Origin of the sequence: Pseudoalteromonas sp. Ld19 (genome assembly GCF_045064135.1) — a bacterium.
GTDB classification, from domain to species: Bacteria; Pseudomonadota; Gammaproteobacteria; order Enterobacterales; family Alteromonadaceae; genus Pseudoalteromonas; species Pseudoalteromonas aliena.
Window position 1 is genome coordinate 628027 of record NZ_JBISHA010000021.1, and the last position, 22560, is coordinate 650586.

Annotated in this window: 18 protein-coding genes and 1 other RNA gene; 8 read left to right on the top strand and 11 right to left on the bottom strand. The window is 38.9% G+C overall.

Features of this window, described 5'->3' with window-relative positions; translation table 11 throughout:
* Positions 1-262 precede the first annotated feature (262 nt).
* Positions 263-619, bottom strand: a transfer-messenger RNA (tmRNA) gene (gene ssrA / locus ACJJVZ_RS14830).
* Positions 620-883: 264 nt separating this feature from the next.
* Between ssrA and ACJJVZ_RS14835 the strand changes: the two genes are divergently transcribed.
* Positions 884-2509, top strand: a complete 1626-nt coding sequence (locus ACJJVZ_RS14835) for a DUF342 domain-containing protein (protein WP_405601580.1) — start codon at positions 884-886, stop codon at positions 2507-2509.
* On the opposite strand, the gene rnt is transcribed toward ACJJVZ_RS14835, so the two are convergent.
* On the bottom strand, positions 2493-3188 hold the full coding sequence (gene rnt / locus ACJJVZ_RS14840; protein WP_193156003.1) for a ribonuclease T: 696 nt from the start codon (positions 3186-3188) through the stop codon (positions 2493-2495). The genes ACJJVZ_RS14835 and rnt overlap by 17 nt on opposite strands.
* Before the next feature lie 206 nt (positions 3189-3394).
* Here rnt and ACJJVZ_RS14845 point away from each other — a divergent pair, with 206 nt between their 5' ends.
* A complete protein-coding gene (locus ACJJVZ_RS14845) occupies positions 3395-4273 on the top strand; it encodes a flagellar protein MotY (RefSeq protein ID WP_405601583.1) in 879 nt (292 codons plus the stop codon).
* 14 nt (positions 4274-4287) lie between these two features.
* Here the strand turns inward: ACJJVZ_RS14845 and ACJJVZ_RS14850 are convergent, their stop codons facing one another.
* Positions 4288-5184 carry a DMT family transporter gene (locus tag ACJJVZ_RS14850; RefSeq protein ID WP_193156005.1) on the bottom strand — a complete coding sequence of 299 codons (897 nt, stop codon included), beginning with the start codon at positions 5182-5184 and terminating at the stop codon, positions 4288-4290.
* A gap of 227 nt (positions 5185-5411) precedes the next feature.
* On the opposite strand from ACJJVZ_RS14850, the gene ACJJVZ_RS14855 reads away from it, so the two are divergent.
* Positions 5412-6614, top strand: coding sequence for an aromatic amino acid transport family protein (locus ACJJVZ_RS14855; RefSeq protein ID WP_405601586.1), 1203 nt, complete (start codon positions 5412-5414; stop codon positions 6612-6614).
* A 128-nt stretch (positions 6615-6742) separates the two neighbouring features.
* Here ACJJVZ_RS14855 and ggt read toward each other — a convergent pair whose 3' ends face one another.
* A complete protein-coding gene (gene ggt / locus ACJJVZ_RS14860; protein ID WP_273048484.1) occupies positions 6743-8416 on the bottom strand; it encodes a gamma-glutamyltransferase in 1674 nt (557 codons plus the stop codon).
* Positions 8417-8483: 67 nt separating this feature from the next.
* Complete coding sequence (locus ACJJVZ_RS14865) at positions 8484-8921, bottom strand: GNAT family N-acetyltransferase (RefSeq protein ID WP_273048482.1); 438 nt, start codon at positions 8919-8921, stop codon at positions 8484-8486.
* 51 nt (positions 8922-8972) lie between these two features.
* Here ACJJVZ_RS14865 and ACJJVZ_RS14870 point away from each other — a divergent pair, with 51 nt between their 5' ends.
* Positions 8973-9338, top strand: a complete 366-nt coding sequence (locus tag ACJJVZ_RS14870; protein ID WP_138585002.1) for a hypothetical protein — start codon at positions 8973-8975, stop codon at positions 9336-9338.
* A 155-nt stretch (positions 9339-9493) separates the two neighbouring features.
* Here the strand turns inward: ACJJVZ_RS14870 and ACJJVZ_RS14875 are convergent, their stop codons facing one another.
* Positions 9494-11716 carry a TonB-dependent receptor gene (locus tag ACJJVZ_RS14875; RefSeq protein WP_273048480.1) on the bottom strand — a complete coding sequence of 741 codons (2223 nt, stop codon included), beginning with the start codon at positions 11714-11716 and terminating at the stop codon, positions 9494-9496.
* A gap of 318 nt (positions 11717-12034) precedes the next feature.
* Between ACJJVZ_RS14875 and ACJJVZ_RS14880 the strand changes: the two genes are divergently transcribed.
* Positions 12035-13189 (top strand): porin, encoded by a 1155-nt coding sequence (locus ACJJVZ_RS14880; RefSeq protein WP_405601591.1) that lies wholly within the window; start codon positions 12035-12037, stop codon positions 13187-13189.
* A gap of 12 nt (positions 13190-13201) precedes the next feature.
* Positions 13202-13609, top strand: coding sequence for a phosphate ABC transporter substrate-binding protein (locus ACJJVZ_RS14885; RefSeq protein ID WP_405601594.1), 408 nt, complete (start codon positions 13202-13204; stop codon positions 13607-13609).
* A gap of 134 nt (positions 13610-13743) precedes the next feature.
* On the opposite strand, the gene clpB is transcribed toward ACJJVZ_RS14885, so the two are convergent.
* The 3 genes from clpB to rluD form a co-directional block, all read right to left on the bottom strand.
* The gene (gene clpB, locus ACJJVZ_RS14890; protein WP_077537306.1) at positions 13744-16320 is read right to left on the bottom strand and encodes an ATP-dependent chaperone ClpB; all 2577 of its coding nucleotides are present in this window, start codon (positions 16318-16320) and stop codon (positions 13744-13746) included.
* A 101-nt stretch (positions 16321-16421) separates the two neighbouring features.
* Positions 16422-17153 (bottom strand): peptidoglycan editing factor PgeF, encoded by a 732-nt coding sequence (gene pgeF, locus ACJJVZ_RS14895; protein ID WP_405601596.1) that lies wholly within the window; start codon positions 17151-17153, stop codon positions 16422-16424.
* Entirely contained in the window at positions 17153-18130 is a 978-nt protein-coding gene (gene rluD, locus ACJJVZ_RS14900) for a 23S rRNA pseudouridine(1911/1915/1917) synthase RluD (protein WP_138585007.1), read from the bottom strand. The genes pgeF and rluD overlap by 1 nt, the downstream gene beginning before the upstream one ends.
* Before the next feature lie 141 nt (positions 18131-18271).
* On the opposite strand from rluD, the gene ACJJVZ_RS14905 reads away from it, so the two are divergent.
* A complete protein-coding gene (locus ACJJVZ_RS14905) occupies positions 18272-19039 on the top strand; it encodes an outer membrane protein assembly factor BamD (protein ID WP_138585008.1) in 768 nt (255 codons plus the stop codon).
* Between the two features lie 190 nt (positions 19040-19229).
* Here ACJJVZ_RS14905 and ACJJVZ_RS14910 read toward each other — a convergent pair whose 3' ends face one another.
* Both ACJJVZ_RS14910 and ACJJVZ_RS14915 read right to left on the bottom strand, forming a co-directional pair.
* Positions 19230-19679, bottom strand: coding sequence for a GNAT family N-acetyltransferase (locus ACJJVZ_RS14910; RefSeq protein WP_405601599.1), 450 nt, complete (start codon positions 19677-19679; stop codon positions 19230-19232).
* Between the two features lie 50 nt (positions 19680-19729).
* Positions 19730-20473, bottom strand: coding sequence for a sporulation protein (locus ACJJVZ_RS14915; protein ID WP_077537301.1), 744 nt, complete (start codon positions 20471-20473; stop codon positions 19730-19732).
* A gap of 267 nt (positions 20474-20740) precedes the next feature.
* On the opposite strand from ACJJVZ_RS14915, the gene ACJJVZ_RS14920 reads away from it, so the two are divergent.
* Positions 20741-22312 carry a cation:proton antiporter family protein gene (locus ACJJVZ_RS14920; RefSeq protein WP_138585010.1) on the top strand — a complete coding sequence of 524 codons (1572 nt, stop codon included), beginning with the start codon at positions 20741-20743 and terminating at the stop codon, positions 22310-22312.
* Positions 22313-22560 lie beyond the last annotated feature (248 nt).

Genomic DNA, 22560 nt, shown 5'->3' on the forward strand with positions numbered 1-22560 from the left:
ATGGTGACAAATCGCAGTGGGCCCATTTAGACCAATGCTAATCGATACTTTCATGGTGACAAATCGCAGTGGGCCCATTTAGACCAATGCTAATCGATACTTTCATGGTGACAAATCGCAGTGAGTAGATTTTTTTGAAATAGAGCCTGTAATATTGGGCTTTTAAATAACTGATGTGGGCACTAAGTGGACAGGAGTTATAAAAACAAAAAAGCCAGTTAGAGCAACTTACTCTAACTGGCTGTTTTATAACACTTTAAAGTGGTGGAGCTGGGGGGATTTGAACCCCCGTCCGAAAAGCCTCGACCGTCGGTACTACATGTTTAGTATCGTCATTTAATTAACCTTTAGATCTCGGACGAACACGATAAATAAAGGCGAGGCCGCTTAGTTTTAGCGCTTCAACCCCGGCCAGGGTTTCCGTCGCGATCAGGTGTTAGGGTGACACTCCAAAATCCAGTCCACAAGAATACATGGAAGGAGCGCTAGCTAGCCTAAGCTGCTAGAGAGTAGTTATCGTCGTTTGCGATTACTTTAGATTGCGGCTGTTTAACGAGGCAAACCGCACCTCGACATGCACCTTGGGCGTCTTGAATTCCGTCGAATCCTAATCAGCCCCTGAATTAGTAAACTCAATTCAGAGCGTGCGAGCAGTATAACTGAGTAAAGTGCTGATACTCAAGGGGTAACACACTTTTATTTTAGTTATTATAGAAACTGCGTATTAAACACACATTCTCGCCTTATATCACAAAGTGCTTAAACAACATTTGCTTAACATAACAACGCTGTTATGCTCAAATAGAGAGCTATTTAGTGTAATAAAAAATAAACGCGTTGAATACTATAAAAATAATACACATATTGAGTGGGGAATAAATGAATGTCGGTTTTTTCATTTGATGAAAAAACAGGGAGTTTGTCTTTAATAAAGCACCCTGTCGATAGTGGTTTTCCGACCAGTGGCACAGAGCTAATCGAGTTATTTGAACAATCTTCATATTGTGATTTCGAGGTTATTTCAGCCAATATAGGCAAGCTTTTTGCGCAAAGTGAAAATTATCAAGAAGAGTCGTTAGTTATTGCTAAGGCTATTAACGCGTCTATTGTTATTAATATTGATGAAAAAAATATGCTTGCAGAGGCGACTCTCACGACAGCAAAAGGGGGAGCTTTACTATCGATGGAAGACGCACAAAAAGCGCTTGCCGATGTTGGTGTAAAAAAAGGGGTTAGCCCCAGAGCGCTTGATACATTTTTAGGTCAACAACTTGAGCAACCGGCTGGGAGCGTGTATAGCGCCATAGTTGCCCACGGACGAAACCCTAAAAAAGGCAGTGACGCAAAATTTGTTCGCTTATGCTCAACAGCTCAAGACCGTGTTCTTAGCCCACAGGCTACAGAAGGCGGCAAAGTTGATATGAAAGATCTCGGTGCTATTATCACCGTTAAACCGGGCATGGCGTTAATGCAGCGCGTAGCTGCAACTTATGGTGAAGATGGTTACACGGTGTTTGGGGATTTAATTCCAGCAAACCCTGGAAACGAATACCAACTACAGCCTTTTGAAGGCACGAAAATTGATCCCAACAATCCAAACATGTTAATTGCAGATAGCAAAGGTGTGCCTGTTGCCCTTCCCCATGGTATGCGTGTTGATGATGTTTTATGTTTTGATAATGTGGATGTTAGCACCGGACATGTTGACTTTGATGGCAGTGTTATTATTAGTGGTGATATTAAAGATGGCATGCGCGTAAAAGCAAATGGCGATATTACTGTCTTAGGATTTGTTGAGTCTGGCATCGTTGAAAGTAAAAGTGCTGTAACAATTATGCAAGGTGCGATTGGCCGAAAACGTGAAAACGATGATGCTTTTACATGCCAAATTATAGCCCAGCGAACAATTTCGATTACTTATGCACAGTACTGTGATATAAAAACAGAGCAAGATCTATTTATTGAGCGCCAAGCTCTTCATTGCGATTTAAGTGCTCGGCGGTTAATACGTGTTGGTAAAGCAGATGATCCTCAAGGGAAGATTATAGGCGGCAATATTTTAGATGCAATTCGCGTTGAAACTGGTGAATTAGGCGCTCCTGCGGGTATAAAAACGCGCGTTCTATTAGCGCAAAACTGGTTCGAACTTCGTGATAAACAAATCCAAATTGCTGACTTTGAAAAAGTACTAGCGAGTAAATCCGCGTCATTAGAACAAGCGCTAGACAAAGCAAAAAAAATACCATCAGCTGCCCAACGACAATTATTTTTAGATAAAATAACGGCCAATGAACAGCAAATACAAGCCCGTGCAGCAAATGTTCAGCGACAAAAAAAGCTTATTAAACAAAAGATAGCTCGGCTATTAGCAACAAGCCGCTTAAAGGTTAATGAGCTAATGTACCCAGGCGTAGAGCTTAAAATAGCGAAAGAGACTATGCAGTTTGCCCGTATTTATCCGCCCCATATGATTCACCTAAGCGAAGGCAAAATTACTCTGTCGTTTTAGTGCTCTCATTAATATCATCTGCTTGTGGCTCGTCATCGTTATCCTGAGCTTCTGCTAATGGCCAACCACCGAGCTGCTGCCAACGATTTACGATAAAGCAATATAGTTCAGCAGTACGCTCCGTATCGTAAAGTGCTGAATGCGCTTGGCTATTATCAAACTCAATACCTGCAGCACGGCATGCTTTAGCCAGTACAGTTTGCCCTAAAGCTAATCCTGCAAGTGTTGTTGTATCAAAACTGACAAACGGATGAAACGGCGTACGTTTAATATTATTACGCTCTATTGCTGCATTTAAAAAGCCATGATCAAACGCGGCGTTATGCGCCACTATTACTGAGCGCTGACAACCCGCTGCTTTTTGTGCTTTGCGCACAACTTTACAAATTTCTTTTATTACTTCGTCTTCAGCGACAGCACCACGCAGCGGTGAGAATGGATCAATACCGTTAAATTCTATAGCAGCTTGTTCTATATTAGCGCCTTCAAAAGGCTCAACATGAAAATGCACCGTATGGTCTATGCTAAGCAACCCTTCGTCATCCATTTTTAAAACAGAAACAGCTATTTCTAATAAAGCGTCGGTATTTTTGTTAAACCCTGCTGTTTCAACATCAATAACCACTGGGAAAAAGCCGCGAAAGCGTTTTGCGAAAAGTGTTTGCTCAGTATTTGCCATAGTATTCTTGGTTTGTAGGTATAAGCCCTCTATTATGTCAAAAGTGAGGGCCTTTCGGCTAGTCACTTACTCGATTAATTATGCCTTAAATTATAGGCATACAATTTGCTTTAAAGTTATAGCTAGCTGAGTGTTATTTACTTTAACTGTAATGGCACTGCATTTTGCCAAATTATTGGCATGCCCGATTTACTGGAGAATACCCCATGAAGTTTAAGTTGTTATTTATTAGCCTATGTATTTGTGAGGTACTGTTAAACAATAGTGCCGATGCTGCTATGCGCCAATATACTGCAAACCAAGATAATTCGAATTGGAATGTAGTTAAAACGACTCGCTTACAATGCCAATTAAATCATGAAGTTCCATATTATGGCGAGGCCGTATTTAAAGCATCCGCTAGCAAAAACAAAAATCTAACCTTTAATTTAGACATGGTTGTACGCCCAGACAATTATTCAATTGCAGGGTTAAAAGCGGTTCCCCCTTCTTGGCGTGCTGGTTTGCCGGCTCGTGATATTACCGACATGAAGTTACTTAAAAAGTTTGATGGCGAACTTGATAATAGCATCTCGTGGGAAATGCTCACCGAGCTTGAGAAAGGCTTCTACCCTACTTTTTACTACCAAGACTGGCAAAACAGTGCCGATAAAATTGCCGTTGGCTTATCAAGTGTAAACTTTAAACAAGCGTACTGGGCATTTCTACAATGCCGTGATGAATTGCTTCCTTACAGTTTTGAAGATATTTCATTTACAGTTATGAACTATAAATCAAACAGCAGTAAATTAACGAAATCATCGCAACAACGCCTAGATCAAATTGCTGAGTATTTAAAAAATGACGCAACAATTGAATCTATTAGTATTGATTCGTATACAGATAGCTATGGCGGACGTTGGAATAACTTAGATCTTTCGCGTAAACGTGCAAAAACAATAAAAGATTATATGGTGAGTTTAGGTGTTGATGAAGCCAAAGTAAAAACAACGGGCTTGGGCGAAAAACGTTTTGTAGACAGCAACGACAACATTTTAGGACGAGATAAAAACCGTCGTTTGATTATTCAAATAGCTAAAATGTAGTCGCTGACAGCACTCTAGCTTTTAGCACGTTGCTTATTACGCTTTAAATATTTATCACCAAATTGAAATACGCCTAGGCTAATTAAAATAATAACAGCCCCAATAATAAGCTCTGTACTAAGTGCTTCATTGTTAAGCCATGCACCAAGCCCCAGTGCAAAACTCGGTGTAATGAGCGTTGTTAAAGCAACCGTACTGGCATTTAAGTTTTGTAATACATGAAAGTAAGCAAGTGCCCCAATAAGCGAGCCAAATATACCTAAATAACCAATAGACCAAAGCGACTTTGCACTCCAATTATTTATCTGCAACTCACCATCAACTAACCACCAAGCGATAAAAAATAGCGGTGTTACAAACACCAATGCGCCAAACGTGGTCGCCATTGGGTGAATGGCTATTTGTACACGCTTTATCATCACACCACTTAAACTAAAAAAGCACACCGCCATAAATACATACAACAACCCAAGTCCTTGTGTTTGCGAATGTTGAATTTGGTTATAACTGACAAAATATAAACCAATTAATGCACATGCCAATGCCATTAGCTTAATAGGACTAAACCTAGCTTCACTTAGCAATTGTTGTGCAAGTAATCCCGACAAAATAGGTGCTAAACCGAACATGAGTGAAATAATGCCCGAAGGAACTGTTTTAGCCGCCATATAACTCAATAACATGCCACCAAAAATACCGATGCTCGAATAAAAATAAAGTAAGCACGCATTTTTACTCCAAGGCACTCTAATATTAGTAACAGCAACAATTAAGCCGCCTAAAAATAAGCCCACCAGCATCCGCATTAGCACCGCAAGTGTAGGCGACACAGTTTCGCTACTCCATACAATACCAAGTGGTGTAGTAGACCATATTAGAACCATTAAAAAGTACGATGCTTTAATTGGCACGTTTATTCCTGAATTATGAATTAGCATAAATGATAAACAACAAATTATACCGTTAAACTGTTGCACTTTAACGTATTTAATTGTGTTTCATCAGTTAAAACACGCTTAAAAATACAGTTGTAAATTGAAAATTACATTTTAATTGCAGCCTTTTACCACAAAACTATTTCAGTTTTGAGCAACTAGTTATATCGTGCATACCTCTCTCGAATTATCAGGGTTATTAAGTGCTTAAAAATAAAACAATAGGTAGCATGTTAATTGTTGCAGGAACAACCATTGGAGCCGGAATGCTGGCGCTTCCAATCGCTTCAGCTGGTTTAGGTTTTACCACTGCGCTTGCGCTCATTGTGTGTAGTTGGTTGCTTATGACCTACACCGCATTGCTCATGTTAGAACTACATCAGTACGCACCACGAGACGCAACTTTAAATACGTTGGCTAAATTATGGCTTGGTAAAAAAGGTCAATATATTGCTAATTTTTCAATGATATTTTTATTTTATGCTTTGTGTGCTGCGTATATAGCAGGAGGTGGGGCGCAGCTGCAAGATCGTATAAATTCAGGATTTAACACAAATATTGCACCACAACTTGGCTCTGTCATATTAGCAATTGTTATTGCAAGCGTAGTGACGCTAGGAACGAGTAAAGTCGATAAATTTAATAGGGTATTGTTTACAATAAAAATTATTGTATTAGGTAGCTTGTTTTATATGCTTTCACCTTATGTGCAAGGTAAACACCTATTAGAAATGCCTGTAGAGCAAGGCTTACTCCTTTCTGCTATTCCCGTTATATTTACCTCATTTGGGTTTCATGGCTCGATACCTTCGATTGTTAAATATGTCGGCCTTGACATAAAAGTGCTGCGTAAGGTTATGATTGCAGGTGCAGCACTTCCGTTGGTTATTTATATTTTTTGGCAATTATTAAGCCAAGGTATTATGAGTCAAGCAAACTTGCTTAACAGCGAAGGGCTCAGTGGCTTTGTAGAAAGTGTGGCGGGCATTGCTCATAACCCCAATGTAGCAATTGCTGTTAAATTATTTGCTGATCTAGCCCTTGCCACTTCATTTTTAGGCGTAAGCTTAGGTTTATTCGACTTTTTTGCTGATGCATTTAAAAAAGGGGATAATAAAACAGATCGCATTAAAACAGCATTTATTACCTTTATTCCCCCCTTAGGATTTGCATTATTTTATCCTCAAGGGTTTATTATGGCACTCGGTTACGCTGCAATTGCATTAGTGGTGCTCGCCGTATTTTTACCTGTAGCGATGGTGTATAAACAACGCATGTCATCAGATAAAACAGGTTATAAAGTAAGGAGCGGTAATATAGGCCTTGGAATAGCGGCCGTATGCGGGATAACAATTATAGCAGCGCAGTTTATGCAAATGGCAGGCGTTATTCCTGCAATTGGGTAACACTGCACTCTAATAACTGGGGCCTGTTTATCTTTCGAGGTTAAATTTTCAGCAGACTGTTTGGTATTTACGCGTTGTTAAATACAACGCATAAATCCCAAATAAAGGTTGGCCATGTTTAACATGGATCAAAAAACAATGGACTTTCCTCGACCTGACGCCTCAGACGCCGCATCTAGCTTACCGTTTTTATTAATAATGACGTTTAGATCACCAAAGTGGCGTTCATCAATAACATAGCCCATTTTTACAAGCTCAGCTTTTACCTTCGCGCTTAAACCTGCATGCATTCTAATCACGTTTTTAGGCCACAATTGATGATGAAACCTTGCGCTGTTAACAACATCTGCTGCGTTCATATCAAACTCAACAGCGTTTAATATTGATTCATATACAGAGCTAATAATTGTTGTACCACCAGGCGAACCGGTTACCATTTTAACCGTATTATTTTTAAGTAATATTGTAGGCGTCATAGAGCTAAGCATACGCTTATGCGGCTGAATTTCGTTTGCTTTACCTCCAATAGCACCAAACACATTCATTACCCCAGGTTTTGCACTAAAATCGTCCATTTCATTATTTAAAATAAACCCAGCACCTTCAACCACAACTCCGCTACCAAAACCTAAGTTAATTGTGGTTGTATTGGCAACTGCATTGCCCATTTTATCAACAATTGAAAAATGCGTAGTCTGCTCGCTTTCTTTAAGACCTGGCTTAATGCTTTCTGTGTTTGAAATGGCCGTTAACGAAATATCGTTACTACGGTTTTTAAGGTAATTTATATCTGTTAGCGCTGTTACTGGCACATTAAAAAAGTCAGGATCGCCTAAGTATTCAGCCCTATCGGCAAACACGCGTTTACCTATTTCTGCGAGTAAATGAACGTACTGCGTTGAGTTGTGTGCAAGACCATTATTTGGCTTTTTCAACTCGTACATTTTAAGCCATTGCAAAATAGCAATACCGCCCGAACTTGGCGGTGGAGAAGTAAGTACTTCATAACCATTCCACTTTACTTTTATAGGCACTCGAGACTTTGCGGTGTAATTTTTTAAATCATCCTGATCAATAATACCACCATGTTGATGCATAAATTTTGCAATAATATTGGCTGTTTCACCTTTATAAAAACCATCTTGTCCGTTATCGCGGATACGCTTAAGGGTGGTCGCAAGCTCTGGTTGTTTAAATACTTTATTCGCTTTTACATCAATAAAATATTTTTCAAAGTTTACATTTATTTTTTGCTCTTTTAGATGAGCTATATAATGGCTAACACCTTTTGCTAATTTAGGAGGCACGACAAAACCTTGTTCAGCTAAAGCCACTGCTGGCTGCACTAATGTTTTCCAAGGCAGTGTGCCGTGGCGCTTATGTGCAAGCCACATACCGGCAACACTACCAGGTACACCACTGGCGCTAATGCCATAAATAGATTTATTAGTAATTACATCACCTTTATCGTTTAAATACATATCACGATAAGATGCCTTTGGTGCAGTTTCTCTGTAGTCGATAAAATCGCCCTGCCCACCTTTTTGGATAAGCATAAAACCACCACCGCCAATATTACCTGCCTCAGGTAACGTTACCGCAAGTACAAATTGCGCCGTTATAGCCGCATCAATAGCATTACCACCTTGATCTAAAATACTCTTAGCGGCATCTGCACTAAATGCATCAGGCATTGCTACAGCACTTTGAGATAATGGCTTTGCTGCGAGATTAAACACACTGAGTTGTAAAATAAATACGCTTTTAGCGATAAGCGTACTTCTAGATAAAAATAGTCCCATCGAACATCCTTAAATTATTGTTTATAGCAATCGGCTTTTAAATACCAAGTAATCATCACACAATTTGTTAATTTATACATTTTGAATAATGCACTGAAGGCACATCGCCACTTTCTTCTTTTTGTATATAATTTTTAATAAATTGCATGCCTAGTTTCTCCATCACCTTAATAGAAGCTTGATTGTTTTTATTCGCTGTCGCACTAATTTTTTTTATATCTGGCTGCTTCGCTATTTCATTAAACATGAGGCTGGCAGCTTCTGTAGCATAGCCGTTTCCCCAGCTTTCTTGCTTTAAACGCCAACCAATTTCAATATCACTAAAATCAGGTAATTCACTAAATAAGTCCATTGGCTTTACAAGTATGTAGCCAATAAAAACATTACTTTGTTTTATTGTTATCTCCCATAGCCCCCAACATGTTTGTTCGTATAGCTGTGGGCCTGCGCCTTCATGCATTAATTTTAAATTTAATCGTTCTGTTCCGAGTACGTTCATTTTCATTGTTTTACAATTAGCCCTGAATTAATAATTAGTCTTTAAAGGGAATAACACATGAACAAATTAGCAGGTTTAGCTTTATTGGGCACCTTAATTACGTTAACGGGTTGTGAAGACGCCAATGAAGTAAAAGAAGATGCAAAAGAAAAAAGCGCGCAAATGCAAGAAAAGCTTGGTGATGCGTGGGATGATGTAAAAGAGACTACAAACGATTTAAAAAATGATGAGTCGTTAAATGAACTATTAGAACAAAGTAAAGCTATGGGCCTAGACATGTACGATGATGGCAAAGAAATTGCTGTTGAGGCATGGGTAAAAAGTAAAGAAGCCGCTGGCGAATTAACTGAAAAAACAAAGCAAAAAGCACAAGAAATTGCTGACGAAATTGAACAAGCTCGTCAAGCTCACAAAGAAGGTTAATCTTCCTACTTTTAATAAAAAAGGTAAGCCTAGGCTTACCTTTTTTTGTTTAATCGCAGCGCTATTAAAGTACTTCGATTTTAACGACTAAAATAGCGCTTAATGAGGCTTTTATACAAAGCTAAAAACCTCTAATTTAACGCTATTGATATTATTTATAACTCAAAATCTTTTTTGAATTTTAAGCCAAATTCACTGCGGTCATTACTGCGCATTACACCAACAAAACCTGATTGCTGTAAACGGCCTACGTCGTAAACTTCATTTAATACGTTCTCACCATAAAGTGTTACTTCCATATCGCCATACGGGTTAGTGTAAGAGATATTAAAACCCACTAATTCACGAGAATCGATTGTTTCACTTTGGTTATAAACCGACTGTCCTTGCATATCACTACGGTATGAGTAGTTAGCATTTAACGCCAAAGTGCCGCCATTGCTTAAATCCATAAAGTAAGATGGAGCAACCATTACAGTCCAGCGTGGAGTTAAAGCGGGTGAATCGCCTTTGCCAATGCCTTGTACACCTTGTGCAACATCAGTAATTTCAGAATCAAGATAACCTACAGCGCTGCGAATAGTGAAGTCATCTGTGATAGCAACCGTTGTTTCAAGCTCAATACCTTGCGCTTTAGATTGGCCGGCATTTTCTACAATAGTTACAAAGCCGCCACCCGCAGTAGGATCTGAGAATGGCAGTGCCAAATCAGTGTAATCGGTAACAAATACAGCAAGCATCATAGATACATTTTCATGCACTTGCCCTTTTAAACCAATCTCGTAGTTAACCGCTTTCGTTTCATCAAAAGAAGTAAATTGATCTGGGCCACCAAATGGACGCGGTGGGAAACCACCAGTTTGATAGCCTTTTTGAATTTGACCATACACGTTCATATTACTACTGAGCTGATATGATGCGTTGATATCCCATGTTATAGCGTCAAAATCTGCAGTTACGTATTTACGTGCAGGAAATGATGGGAAAATAGCATTCGCATCTTTCTCATCCTGAGAGTAACGTAAACCACCACCAAGCGTTAAGTCATTAGTTAAGTCGTAGCTTGCATTGATATAAGCTGCGTAAGAGTTAGTTTCTTGGTTTATTTCAAAACTACCGTAACCACCAAATGATGGTGTTACGCCATCATTTAATAAACCATTTGGTGTATTAAATGGGCTAAATACAAATGGACCAGAACGTGTAAAGCCGTCTTCATTAAAGAAATAAAGACCTGATACAAAATCCATATTATCAAACGTCGCGTTTAACTGTACTTCAAAAGAATACTGATCTGCGCCGCCTTCTTCTGGAAACTCTGATAAATTAAGTGGTGAAGCGTCATCATCAAGTCCACCTTCGTATTCTGAAGTACGGTAACTTGAGATAAATTTTGCCGTGTATGTATCATTAATAGCCCAATCAGCCGTGAATGATGTGCCCCAACCCGAGTAAGATGTTGATTCAATACCGGCAACCGTTGTGCCTAAATCATCAGGGTTTGATGGAATTAAATCTTGCGTTAGTAATGGAAAGTCACCATTGAAAACGTTATTAGGGTCCAGTGGCTCTGTTAATTCAATTGTATATGGCGATTGGCCTGACTCGTTATCAACACCATCTAAAGAGAATGTAAATGCCAAGTCGCTATTTGCTTGCCACTTAAGTGCAACGCGGCCACTAAGCTCTTCTTCTTCACCTATTTCTTTTTCTGGATTAGCAAGGTTTACCGCTTTACCTACACCATCACGTGTTTTGTAAGCTGCACTTGCAGACATACTTAAATCATCTGTTAATGTGTTATTAAAATACACATCACCAGCAATACGACCACGGCTACCTACTTTTGCGGTTGTGGTAATAATCCCCTCATCACCTGGCTGTTTTGTTATTACGTTTACAGCACCACCGAGTGTATTTCGCCCGTATAGCGTACCTTGTGGTCCACGTAAAATCTCAACGCGTTCAACGTTCGGTAATGATAGGTTAGAGCCCATTTGACGGCCTAAATAAACACCATCTAAATAAACACCTACACCAGGATCCGTTGTAATAATATGATCTTGCAGACCAATACCACGAATAAATACAGAAGCATGAGCAGAATTACCCACGCCGTAACGCGTGATATTTAAGTTAGGTACATATTTGCCAATATCTTCTAGGTTACTCATATTGGCTTTATCTATTAGGTTTGCACCAATTGATGTAATAGCGGTTGGAGATTCAAATAAGCTTTCAGTACGTTTACGAGCTGTTACTTCGATTTTTTCAAATGCATCTTGTTTTGCTGTTGTTTTGGTTTCTTCAGCATTTACAGAGGCTGTTAGTGCAGCAAGTATTGCGAGACTTAACTGTGAGAGGTTGCGTAATTTCAAAATGTTCTCCAAAGGATACCGTGTGATTGGTTATGCGTTTATATTTAGATAATATAAATTTCAGGCATAAAAAAAGACGCTAAAAGCATCTTTCCTCTGGAAGGGTATTGTATGACATTATTGTGAATAAATGTATTAATAATTTCAATTGGCGTACAAAAACTTAAAATGCACACATACGTTTTCACTTATTTTCCCAGTGATTATCCATTTATTTCCATAGCACTAAAAAATAAATTAGCTTATTTATTAGATAATTATTGTTTTAACTCTATAATGCATAAGGAATCAACACTTAATAATAAATAGGAACTACATATGAAAAAGCTATCTGTAGCAGTAGCAATATGTGCAGCACTAGCAACGAGTTATGCTAATGCTGAAGTAAGAATTAATGGCTTTGCATCAATAGTTGGCGGAAAAAGTCTCGAAGATGATCGTGGTCGTTATGGCTATGATGATGACATTTCATTTAAAAATGAAAGCGTGTTTGCATTGCAGTTATCAGCCGATTTACAGGAAAAACTAAGTGCAACAGCGCAAATTGTTGCTCGCGGTAATAATGATTTTGATGCCGAATTTGAGTGGGCTTACTTAACTTATGAATTTAATGATGAGTTACAATTAAGTGCAGGTAAAATGCGAGTACCTTTTTATCGTTATTCTGACTTTATTGATGTTGGTTATGCATACCGATGGGTACGTCCACCTGAGTCAGTATACAGCATTCCATTTTCTACTTATGAAGGATTAAGCTTACTTTATAATTCACAACTTGGTGACTGGGACTCTACAGTACAAGTCATTTATGGTAGCTTTGATGGTGAAATTGAAGCCGTCACTTACCATGATAAAGCAGAATTAAACGACATCGCTGGTATTAACTGGACGTTATCTTATGACTGGTTTAGTGCACGTGCTGCTTATTTAGTCGCAGATACCTCAATAGAACTTGGTCAGAATGATCCTGATGATATAATTGGTGCTCAAATTAATGCGCTTGAAAACGTACTACGCCAAAGTGGACTAACAGTACAAGCTGATGATCTTGATATTAATGAAGACGATGGCACATTTATTGGTATTGGTTTCTCTATTGATTATAACAATGTGTTATTTGATGCCGAGTATACTCAATTTGAAGTTGAAAACAGCCTGTTAGCAAAACAGACTCAGTATTACACTTCTGTTGGTTACAGAATGGATGATGTAATTGTACATTTCACTTATGAAAATAATGACGATGAACATGAATCATCTCGTTACAATCAAATCCAAGCTATCCCTCCACTAAATAGTGCTCTAAACGGTGCTCTAGATGGCATTAAATCAAAAAGTAATGTGTATACAATTGGTACGCGTTATGATTTTCATCCTTCAGCAGCATTTAAAATTGATTTAAGTCGCTATAAAAATGATTTAACCAATACAGACACTGATGTAATTGCATTCGGTGTTGATTTAGTATTTTAATTGGAGCGAATAATGAAAAAATTAATGTTAGCAGGTGTATTATCACTGAGCTCTGTAAGTGTATTCGCAGAAATAGCGGTTATTGTTAATCCTAGTAATGCGGCTACAGTCGATGCAAATACTATAAAGAAAATTTATTTAGGTAAAAATAAATCTTTCGACAATGGTACAAAAGTTAGCCCTGTAGATCAAAACGGTACTGCTGTTGCTGATGAGTTCAATGATAAGGTCGTTGGTAAATCAAGCAGTCAGCTTAATGCGTACTGGTCTAAACTTGTATTTACTGGTAAAGGAACTCCTCCTGGAAAATTAGACAGTGATCAAGCTGTTATTGACTTTGTTGCAGCGAATAGCGATGCAATAGGTTACATAGATAGCGCTAAAGTGAGCGATAAAGTAAAAGTTGTTGCTACTTTTTAATCATTCTTAGATAAAAGCCGGATAATGCGATTCTAAATTTATAGAATTAAGGCACTATCCGGCTTTTTTACGCTAATTTTCTTAAATTCTTCAAATACTTATACCGATTGATATTAATTACAGATTGGTATTAATTACCGATTAGAAAAAACAAGTCCACTTTCATCAGAATCAATGACAATAATACTACCTGGGACATAATCCCCATTTAGTAACTTTTGGGCTAGCGGATTTTCGATTGTTTGCTGGATAGCACGCTTTAGAGGCCGCGCACCATACACAGGATCAAAACCACTTGCAGCAATACGCTCAAGTGCTGAATCACTTATTTCGAGTAAGTAACCCATTTCAGTTAAACGTTCACGTAATTTCATCAACTGAATGTCTGCTATTTCTTTAATGTGCTCGTTAGCTAACGGATGGAACACGACCGTTTCGTCTATACGGTTAATAAACTCAGGTCTAAACTCATTAATTAATACCTCCATCACTTTAGATTTAAGCGTTGTATAATCATTGTTACCCGCTTGTTCTTGAATAATATCTGAGCCTAAATTTGAAGTCATAATAATAACGGTATTTTTAAAATCAACGGTTCTACCTTGTCCGTCGGTTAGGCGACCATCATCTAATACTTGTAGTAAAATATTAAATACATCCGGATGTGCTTTTTCAATTTCATCCAGCAATATCACGGAGTAAGGTTTACGGCGAACGGCTTCTGTTAAATAACCCCCCTCTTCGTATCCCACATAACCTGGAGGTGCACCGACTAAACGAGCAACTGAATGTTTTTCCATAAACTCAGACATGTCGATACGCACCATGGCATCTTCGGTATCAAACATAAAACCAGCCAGTGCTTTTGTCAGCTCTGTTTTACCCACACCTGTTGGGCCTAAAAACAAGAAAGAACCAATAGGACGATTAGGATCAGCAAGCCCTGCACGAGAGCGACGTATTGCGTTAGAAACAGCAACCACCGCTTCATCTTGCCCTATCACTTTACTGTGCAGTTTTTCTTCCATTTGCAGTAGTTTTTCACGCTCACCTTGAAGCATTCTTGCAACAGGAATGCCGGTCCAACGCGATAGTATTTCTGCTATTTCGTCCTCGCCAACCTGATTTTTAAGCAGAGTCATTTCTTGCATCTCTGCTTGTGATGCTAAGTCGAGCTTTCGCTCAAGCTCTGGAATACGTCCATATTGCAGCTCAGACATACGCTGCAAATCGCTTGCCCTTCGCGCTACATCTAAATCTAGTCTAGCTTGCTCAAGCTCTGCTTTAATTACTTGCGTACCTTGAAGCGATGCTTTTTCAGCATTCCATATTTCATCTAACTCACGATATTGTGCGTCAAGATCAGTGATCAACTCTTGCATTTCACTACGGCGCTTTTGGCTTGCTTCGTCTTTTTCTTTAGCAAGTGCATTATCTTCTAACTTTAGTTGGATAATACGGCGCTCAAGCTTATCTAACGACTCTGGTTTTGAATCAATTTGTAGTCGGATTGAAGAGCCTGCTTCATCTATTAAATCAATGGCTTTATCTGGTAACTGACGGTCACTAATATAACGATGAGATAGCTGCGCTGCTGCCACAATCGCTGGATCGGTGATCTCTACTGAGTGATGTAGCTCATAGCGCTCTTTTAAGCCTCGCAATATTGCAATGGTATCTTCTACCGATGGCTCTTCAATAAGTACTTTTTGAAAACGACGTTCAAGGGCTGCGTCTTTTTCTATGTATTTACGATACTCATCAAGGGTCGTTGCTCCTACGCAATGTAACTCACCGCGCGCTAACGCTGGTTTTAACATATTGCCCGCATCCATTGCGCCGTCACTTTTACCAGCGCCTACAATAGTATGAATTTCATCAATAAATAAAATGACTTGGCCTTCTTCTTTAGCTAACTCATTCAGTACTGATTTTAAACGCTCTTCAAATTCGCCGCGATACTTGGCACCAGCCACCAGCGAACCTAAATCTAACGACAATACACGTTTATTTTTTAATCCTTCAGGCACTTCACCATTAATAATGCGCTGTGCTAAGCCTTCGGCTATTGCTGTTTTACCAACACCTGGCTCACCGATTAATACGGGATTGTTTTTTGTTCTACGCTGCAGTACCTGAATTGTCCGGCGAATTTCATCATCACGACCAATAACAGGATCAAGTTTACCTTGCTCTGCTCGCTCGGTTAAATCAATAGTGTATTTTTCAAGTGCTTGACGTGTTTCTTCTGCATTTGGATCGTCAACTTTTTGACCACCGCGAATCGCTTTAATCGCACTTTCAATTTTAGTAGACGTAATATTTAACGATCTAAATATATCGCCAAGCGGACCTTTATCATCACATGCCGCAAGCACAAATAACTCACTTGAAATATATTTGTCTTTGCGTTTTTGCGCGTACTTGTCACATAAGTTAATAAGTGAAGCCATATTGTTTGATAGCTGCACATCGCCACCTACGCCTTCTACTTTAAATAATTTTTCTATTTCTTGGGAAAGTTTAGTATTTAGTTCGTCGGCACTAACACCTGTTTGTGCAAATAATGCACGTACACTAGAACCACTTTGCTGTAGTAGCGAATACATTAGATGCACAGGTTCAATAAATTGATGATCGCGGCCGAGGGCTAGCGATTGCGCATCAGAAAGCGCTGATTGAAATTTACTAGTGAATCGATCTAAACGCATCAGGGTTTACCTATTAAATAAATAACGAATTACCTAATTAATGGGTATGCGGTGCGGTTTGTTCAAGGTGCTGAGGAAAATATAATCATTATAACAAGTAATTATTTGCGCCAGATCAAACTTGCCATACGCCCTGTTTTTGAATCGCGTCGATAAGAAAAAAATAAATCATGCTGGGTCACTGTACAGTACTCACCACCAGTGATATTTTTGATGCCGCATTGCGAGAGCAAAGTACGTGCGATTGCATAAATATCAGCAAGGTACTTATTATTCGCTTGCAATGTAAACGCGCTAGTAAGCAATGGGGAGCGTTTTTCAAACAGCTCTAACACCTCAACCCCCACTTCAAATTGACTGGGACCAATAGCAGGTCCTAGCCACGCATGTATATTTTCATATTTTGCGCTAAAGCACTCTAATACGTTTTTAACAATGCCCTGCTCCAACCCTCGCCAGCCACCATGAATGGCGGCGACTTCCCTACCATCGCTGCTTGTTAGCAAAATAGGTAAACAGTCGGCTGTCATTATCGCTAACGGCTGGTTTAATAGCTGAGTATAAAGTGCATCCGCATCACGTTGCTCATTAACGTCAAAGTGCTTATCAACAATAACAACATCGGCGCTATGCACTTGATTTAGCCACACAGCCGATTTAGGTATATGTTCATTTAATAATGAACGATTTTCTAATACATGCTCTTTATTATCACCAACATGGAGCCCTACATTTAAACTTCTAAAGGGAGCTTTTGATACACCACCTTCACGTGTAGTACTCAACGTTCCTACAGTATGAAGGTTTTTCCATGGTGCTGATAACACATTCATTATCTATCGATGTCTGGGTTTGCTTTAGTATCTTCGCGTAGAGCGTGTGTCATGGCGACCATATCATCAGGGATAGGCGCTTGCCATGTCATCATTTCACCAGTAATAGGGTGAGCAATGCTTAGCTTTACTGCATGTAAAGCTTGGCGTCTAAAGCTGCGAAGTAACTCAAACAATTGCGGTGTTGCACCTTTTGGTGGGCGCGGACGGCCGCCATAAGACTGATCGCCAATTAGTGGGTGATTTAAGTGAGCCATGTGTACACGAATTTGATGTGTACGACCTGTTTCTAGACGCAGACGTAAACGAGTATGAGCACGGAATTTTTCGGCAACACGGTAATGCGTAATAGCCGGTTTGCCAAGTTCGTGAACAGCCATGTGCGTTCTTTGCGTTGCATGGCGGCCAATTGGTTTTTCAACCATACCACCCGCTGTCATTGTGCCATTACACAGTGCTTCATATTCACGCGTAAAGTTTTCACGCTTTTGCAGTGCTGTAACTAAATGTGTTTGCGCTGGAATCGTTTTTGCAACAACCATAAGTCCGGTTGTATCTTTATCTAATCGATGCACTATACCTGCACGTGGCACATTAATAATTTCAGGATGGTGATGTAAAAGCGCATTTAGCACAGTCCCATCTGGATTACCTGCACCAGGGTGAACAACAAGGCCCATTGGCTTATTGATTACTAAAATATGATCGTCTTCATAAACGATGTTTAATTTTATGTTTTGTGCTTCGTATTCGCGTGGTGCTTCAATGGTTGTTTCGATATTAAGAAGCTCACCACCGAGTAACTTAGTACGCGGAGTGTTTAATATTTCACCATCAACGGTTATTTTATCATCCAAAATCCATGTTTTTATACGTGAACGTGAATAATCAGGGAACAATTGTGCTAATACTTGGTCTAGACGTTTACCACCTAAGTCGGTTGGAACCTCGGCTTGAAGAGAAATTTGCTCTGACATTAGTAACTTTACCCAATTTACCAGTGCAAGCTTTGCTCGACTGGGTTAGAATCGCTTTTAATAAAAGCATAATATAATACGCATAGTTTACTCGGTTTTACCGACTTGGCCTAGCCGAAGACATCGAAGGTAACAAATAAAATGATAAATAAAATAGGGAAACGTGCATTTGCCATTGTTTTTTCAGTTTCTGTACTTAGTTTAGGTGCTTGTTCGTCTGCTCCTGACCAAGAAGATATTCAACGTGTACCAAATAGATCGGCACAAGCTTTGTATGAAGATGCTAAAGAAACGCTAGATTCTGGTTTGTACGCGCGTGCAATAGAGCTTTTAAGTGCAATAGATTCACGTTATCCGTTTGGCCCGTTTTCTAAACAAGTACAAATGGATTTAGTTTATGCTCATTATCAATCAGGTAATACTGAACAAGCATTAGCGACAGTCGATCGCTTTATACGCTTAAACCCAAATCATAAAGATCTTGACTACATGTATTACATGCGTGGTTTAATCAACATCAAAGCCGACAAAAATGCATTCCAAGAATACTTTGGTGTAGATAGAGCTGATAGAGATGCAAACCGTACACGCGTTGCATTTACCGATTTATCAACACTGGTTAAGCGCTTTCCAAAAAGTGATTATGCACCGGAGGCTAAACGACGTTTAGTATGGCTTTTAAATCGTATGGCACGCTATGAGTTAAAAGTAGCGACTTATTACTTCGAGCGTGAAGCCTATTTGGCTGCGGCGAATCGTGGTAAGTTTGTTGTTGAGCATTACTCACAAAGTAGTTACTTAGAGCCAGCACTTGAAATAATGGAAAAAAGCTACGACAAGTTAGGTTTAACTGAACTTAGCGACCACGCAAAACAAACACGTAGACTAAACACTAGAAAAAATAAATAACCAATTATTTATTGTTAAAATTTATACTAAAAAGCCCGTAATTAATTTTTTAATTCCGGGCTTTTTAGTGAGTTATACCAATTGCTCCTGCCTTGATCTGCATCCATGCAGCCGTATATAAATAATTTTTAACGACGTTAGTGAATTATTTAATTCGCTAAAAATGATCATGTTTTTAATAAAGTTGCTATTAATCTGTCAGTTTTAAAATCATGTCTTGATGCGCAATACCGTCTTCTAAATATTCATCGTTTACACTCTCAAAACCCAGTGAACGATAAAAATCAAGTAAGTAAGTTTGCGCACCTATGTATATATCGCGTTCAGGCCAATTTGCTTTGCAGCAATTTATAGCTTCGTTAACAAGTTTTTTAGCAACGCCTCTACCACGTTCGCTTTTAGCGACTAACACCCTTCCTATTGCACTGTACTGAGCATTTTTTTCGTAGCAACGTGCATAAGCTAATAAGTTATTTTTATCCATTTGATAAATATGAACGGTTGTATTTGCTGTATCATTATCATCAAGTTCAGGATAAGGGCACATTTGCTCTACTACAAATACCTCAATACGCCCTCGCACGATAGTAAATAAAGTATGCGTATTAAGCGCTATAAAAGATTCACATTTAAATTCCATCATGATCCCTGCAAACAAAAAACCCAGCCAAAGCTGGGTTCATTTAGCACTTAATTAAATAAACGCTCTAGCTGATCACATAACTGCGAAAGGTTTACGTGGTCATGCTCTATTGTTAAATCAATATAACCATCGCCCCTAAAAGCTCGATCTAACTCAATCAATACATGTGTTTTATGCGCTTCTGGTACAAACGATAATTCAATTTCTTGAATACCAAATAGGCTTCGGCTATTAGGTTTGTATTCAAGCTCTTGATAGCACCCAGATACTGACTGAAAGGTTGAAGCTCGTAAGTGACCTTTTTCAACATCCGCTTTGGTCAAACTAAAGCCTAGTTTTTCCATTGCTTGCATGCATGTCTTAACCGCTTCATTTGGATATACATGTAAATGGTCTTTATCAGTAGGATCTAGCGCTAAATCAATATCAAGGCCTGTTTCTAACCATACATGAGATTGGTTATAGCCAGCGTTAATTTCTGTAATAGGTGTTTCTGAATGAAGGCGTGCTTCAAAAGGGATGTTTTTTACTTCACCAGGTTCAATTGTACCAATATCTGTAATTCGCCATTGATCGATTACATGGTTAGTAAAGTAATCGCCATCCTCTGCTGCTACTTTTACACGAGTCATCAGTAGTAAATCTAAGCCCGATATTTCTTGGCTAACATCGCCAGCGCTGATCACTATTTGTGCATTAAATAGTTGACCCGGTTGTAAGTGCTCAGTTTCTAAAATAGTATCTACTTTTGCAGCACCGATACCAACCGATGCTAAAATTCTTTTAAACATGTGTTTCTCCTTAAGTTGAGCTGATGTGTTGTTTGCCCTAACTTAAACGTCTTCGTTATCGCATCTTAACCATATTTAAAAGCGCTTGTCAGTGAAAAAGTGTGATTTAAACGCTATTTACGGTTAAATTCACGTTATATGTGCATTTTTTATACGCAATTAAGTGACTATTACTTAGCTTTCCCCTGCTTTAATATCGATATTTCTTTTCATTGAGATAAATTATTCGCTACACTGCAATACCAAACGAAGTGATAATTAAGAATTATGGAACTAATTTATTTTGCTACCGCATTTGTTTGTGGTTTTGGCGTTTATCAATTAAAACTACCTCCTCTTATTGGCTTTTTGCTAGCAGGATTTGCGCTTAACTTAGCCGGTTATAAAAGCACCGAATTGCTTAATACAATTGCTGCATTGGGCGTCACCCTTTTACTGTTTAGTATCGGTTTAAAGCTTAAAGTAAGCAGCTTAATCAAACCGCAAGTTTGGGCCCCTGCTACACTGCATATCATTTTTAGCAGCGCTTTATTTAGTGGCTTTATGTTACTCCTAGGGGTATTTGCACTACCATTATTTGTTGATTTAAGTTGGCAAAGTGCATTACTGATTGGCTTTGCACTTAGTTTTTCAAGTACCGTATTTGCAGTAAAAGTACTTGAAGAACGTGGTGAAATGGCAAGTCTACACGGTAAAATTGCTATTGGCATTTTAGTTATGCAGGATATTTTTGCTGTGATGTTTTTAGCGATTAGTACAGGTAAAGTTCCAAATATTTGGGCATTGGCTCTCATTATTGCATTACCATTACTGCGCCCTGTGATGTATTGGGTGCTAAATCGCTCTAAACACGGTGAGCTACTGCCATTATTCGGTTTTTTCTTCGCACTTGTACTTGGCTATAACGCGTTTGAATTTGCAGGACTTAAAGGCGACTTAGGTGCCCTTATTGTTGGGATGATGTTCGCTCCGCATAAAAAAGCAAGCGAACTTTCTAAATCACTACTTAACTTAAAAGATGTGCTCCTTGTTGGGTTTTTCTTAAGTATTGGACTCAATGCAGAGCTGACTGCTAACTCATTGTTTATAGCCTTACTCCTCGTTTTATTAATGCCAATTAAAACACTCTTGTACTACGTGTTTACAAATATATTTAAACTGCGTGCACGAACATCCCTGCTTACTGCTTTCAGCCTTGCTAACTACAGTGAATTTGGCCTAATTGTTTGCGCTGTTGCAGCAACAACAGGAATGATTACGTCTGAGTGGCTAGCTGTATTGGCTATTGCTGTTTCTATTACTTTTGTTATTGCCTCACCTTTGAATAAACGATCAAACGAATTATATGTGAAAGTGGAACATTGGTTATTAAAGTTTGAAAGCCAGACCCGCTTAGCCGAAGAGTTACCAGTAAATCTAAATGATACAAAAATTGTTATTTTTGGAATGGGAAGAATAGGTACAGGTGCTTATGAAACGATTAATGCGACGCACCCAAATTTAGTCGCTGGTATCGACATAAAGCCAGAAGTTGTCGATAAACATATAAATAAAGGTCGCAAAGTATTAATTGCAGACGCGACAGATCCGGATTTTTGGCAACGTGTAAACCATTCGCACGTAGAAATGGTGATGTTAGCAATGCCTAAACATATGCAAAATATATTTGCTTTAGAGCAACTACAAGCTTCCGGATATAGCGGTCAAGTGACAGCAATCGCAAACTATCCCGATCAGCAAAAAGAACTAGAAGATATGGGCGTACATTCAACCTATAACTTTTATTTAGAGGCTGGTAGCGGCTTTGCAGAGCATGTAAAACAGAAACTATTTAAGTAACCTAAGCTCTGGATAATAAATCCATTTCAAGTAGCTACTATCAGTATCAACTACATTGAATTTACAGCAGACTGTTTGGTATTTAGGCAAGGCAGAGCCTATATAATGAGGTTGCTCCCATAAATGGGGCAATAAAGTGGCTGCATAAATACCAAACATGCACGGCCCTATGAATTCGTCCTAGGGCTTTAGTATTAATAAAAACAAAAAAAGCAACTCTATTTACATTCCTTTACAAGCCAAGTAAA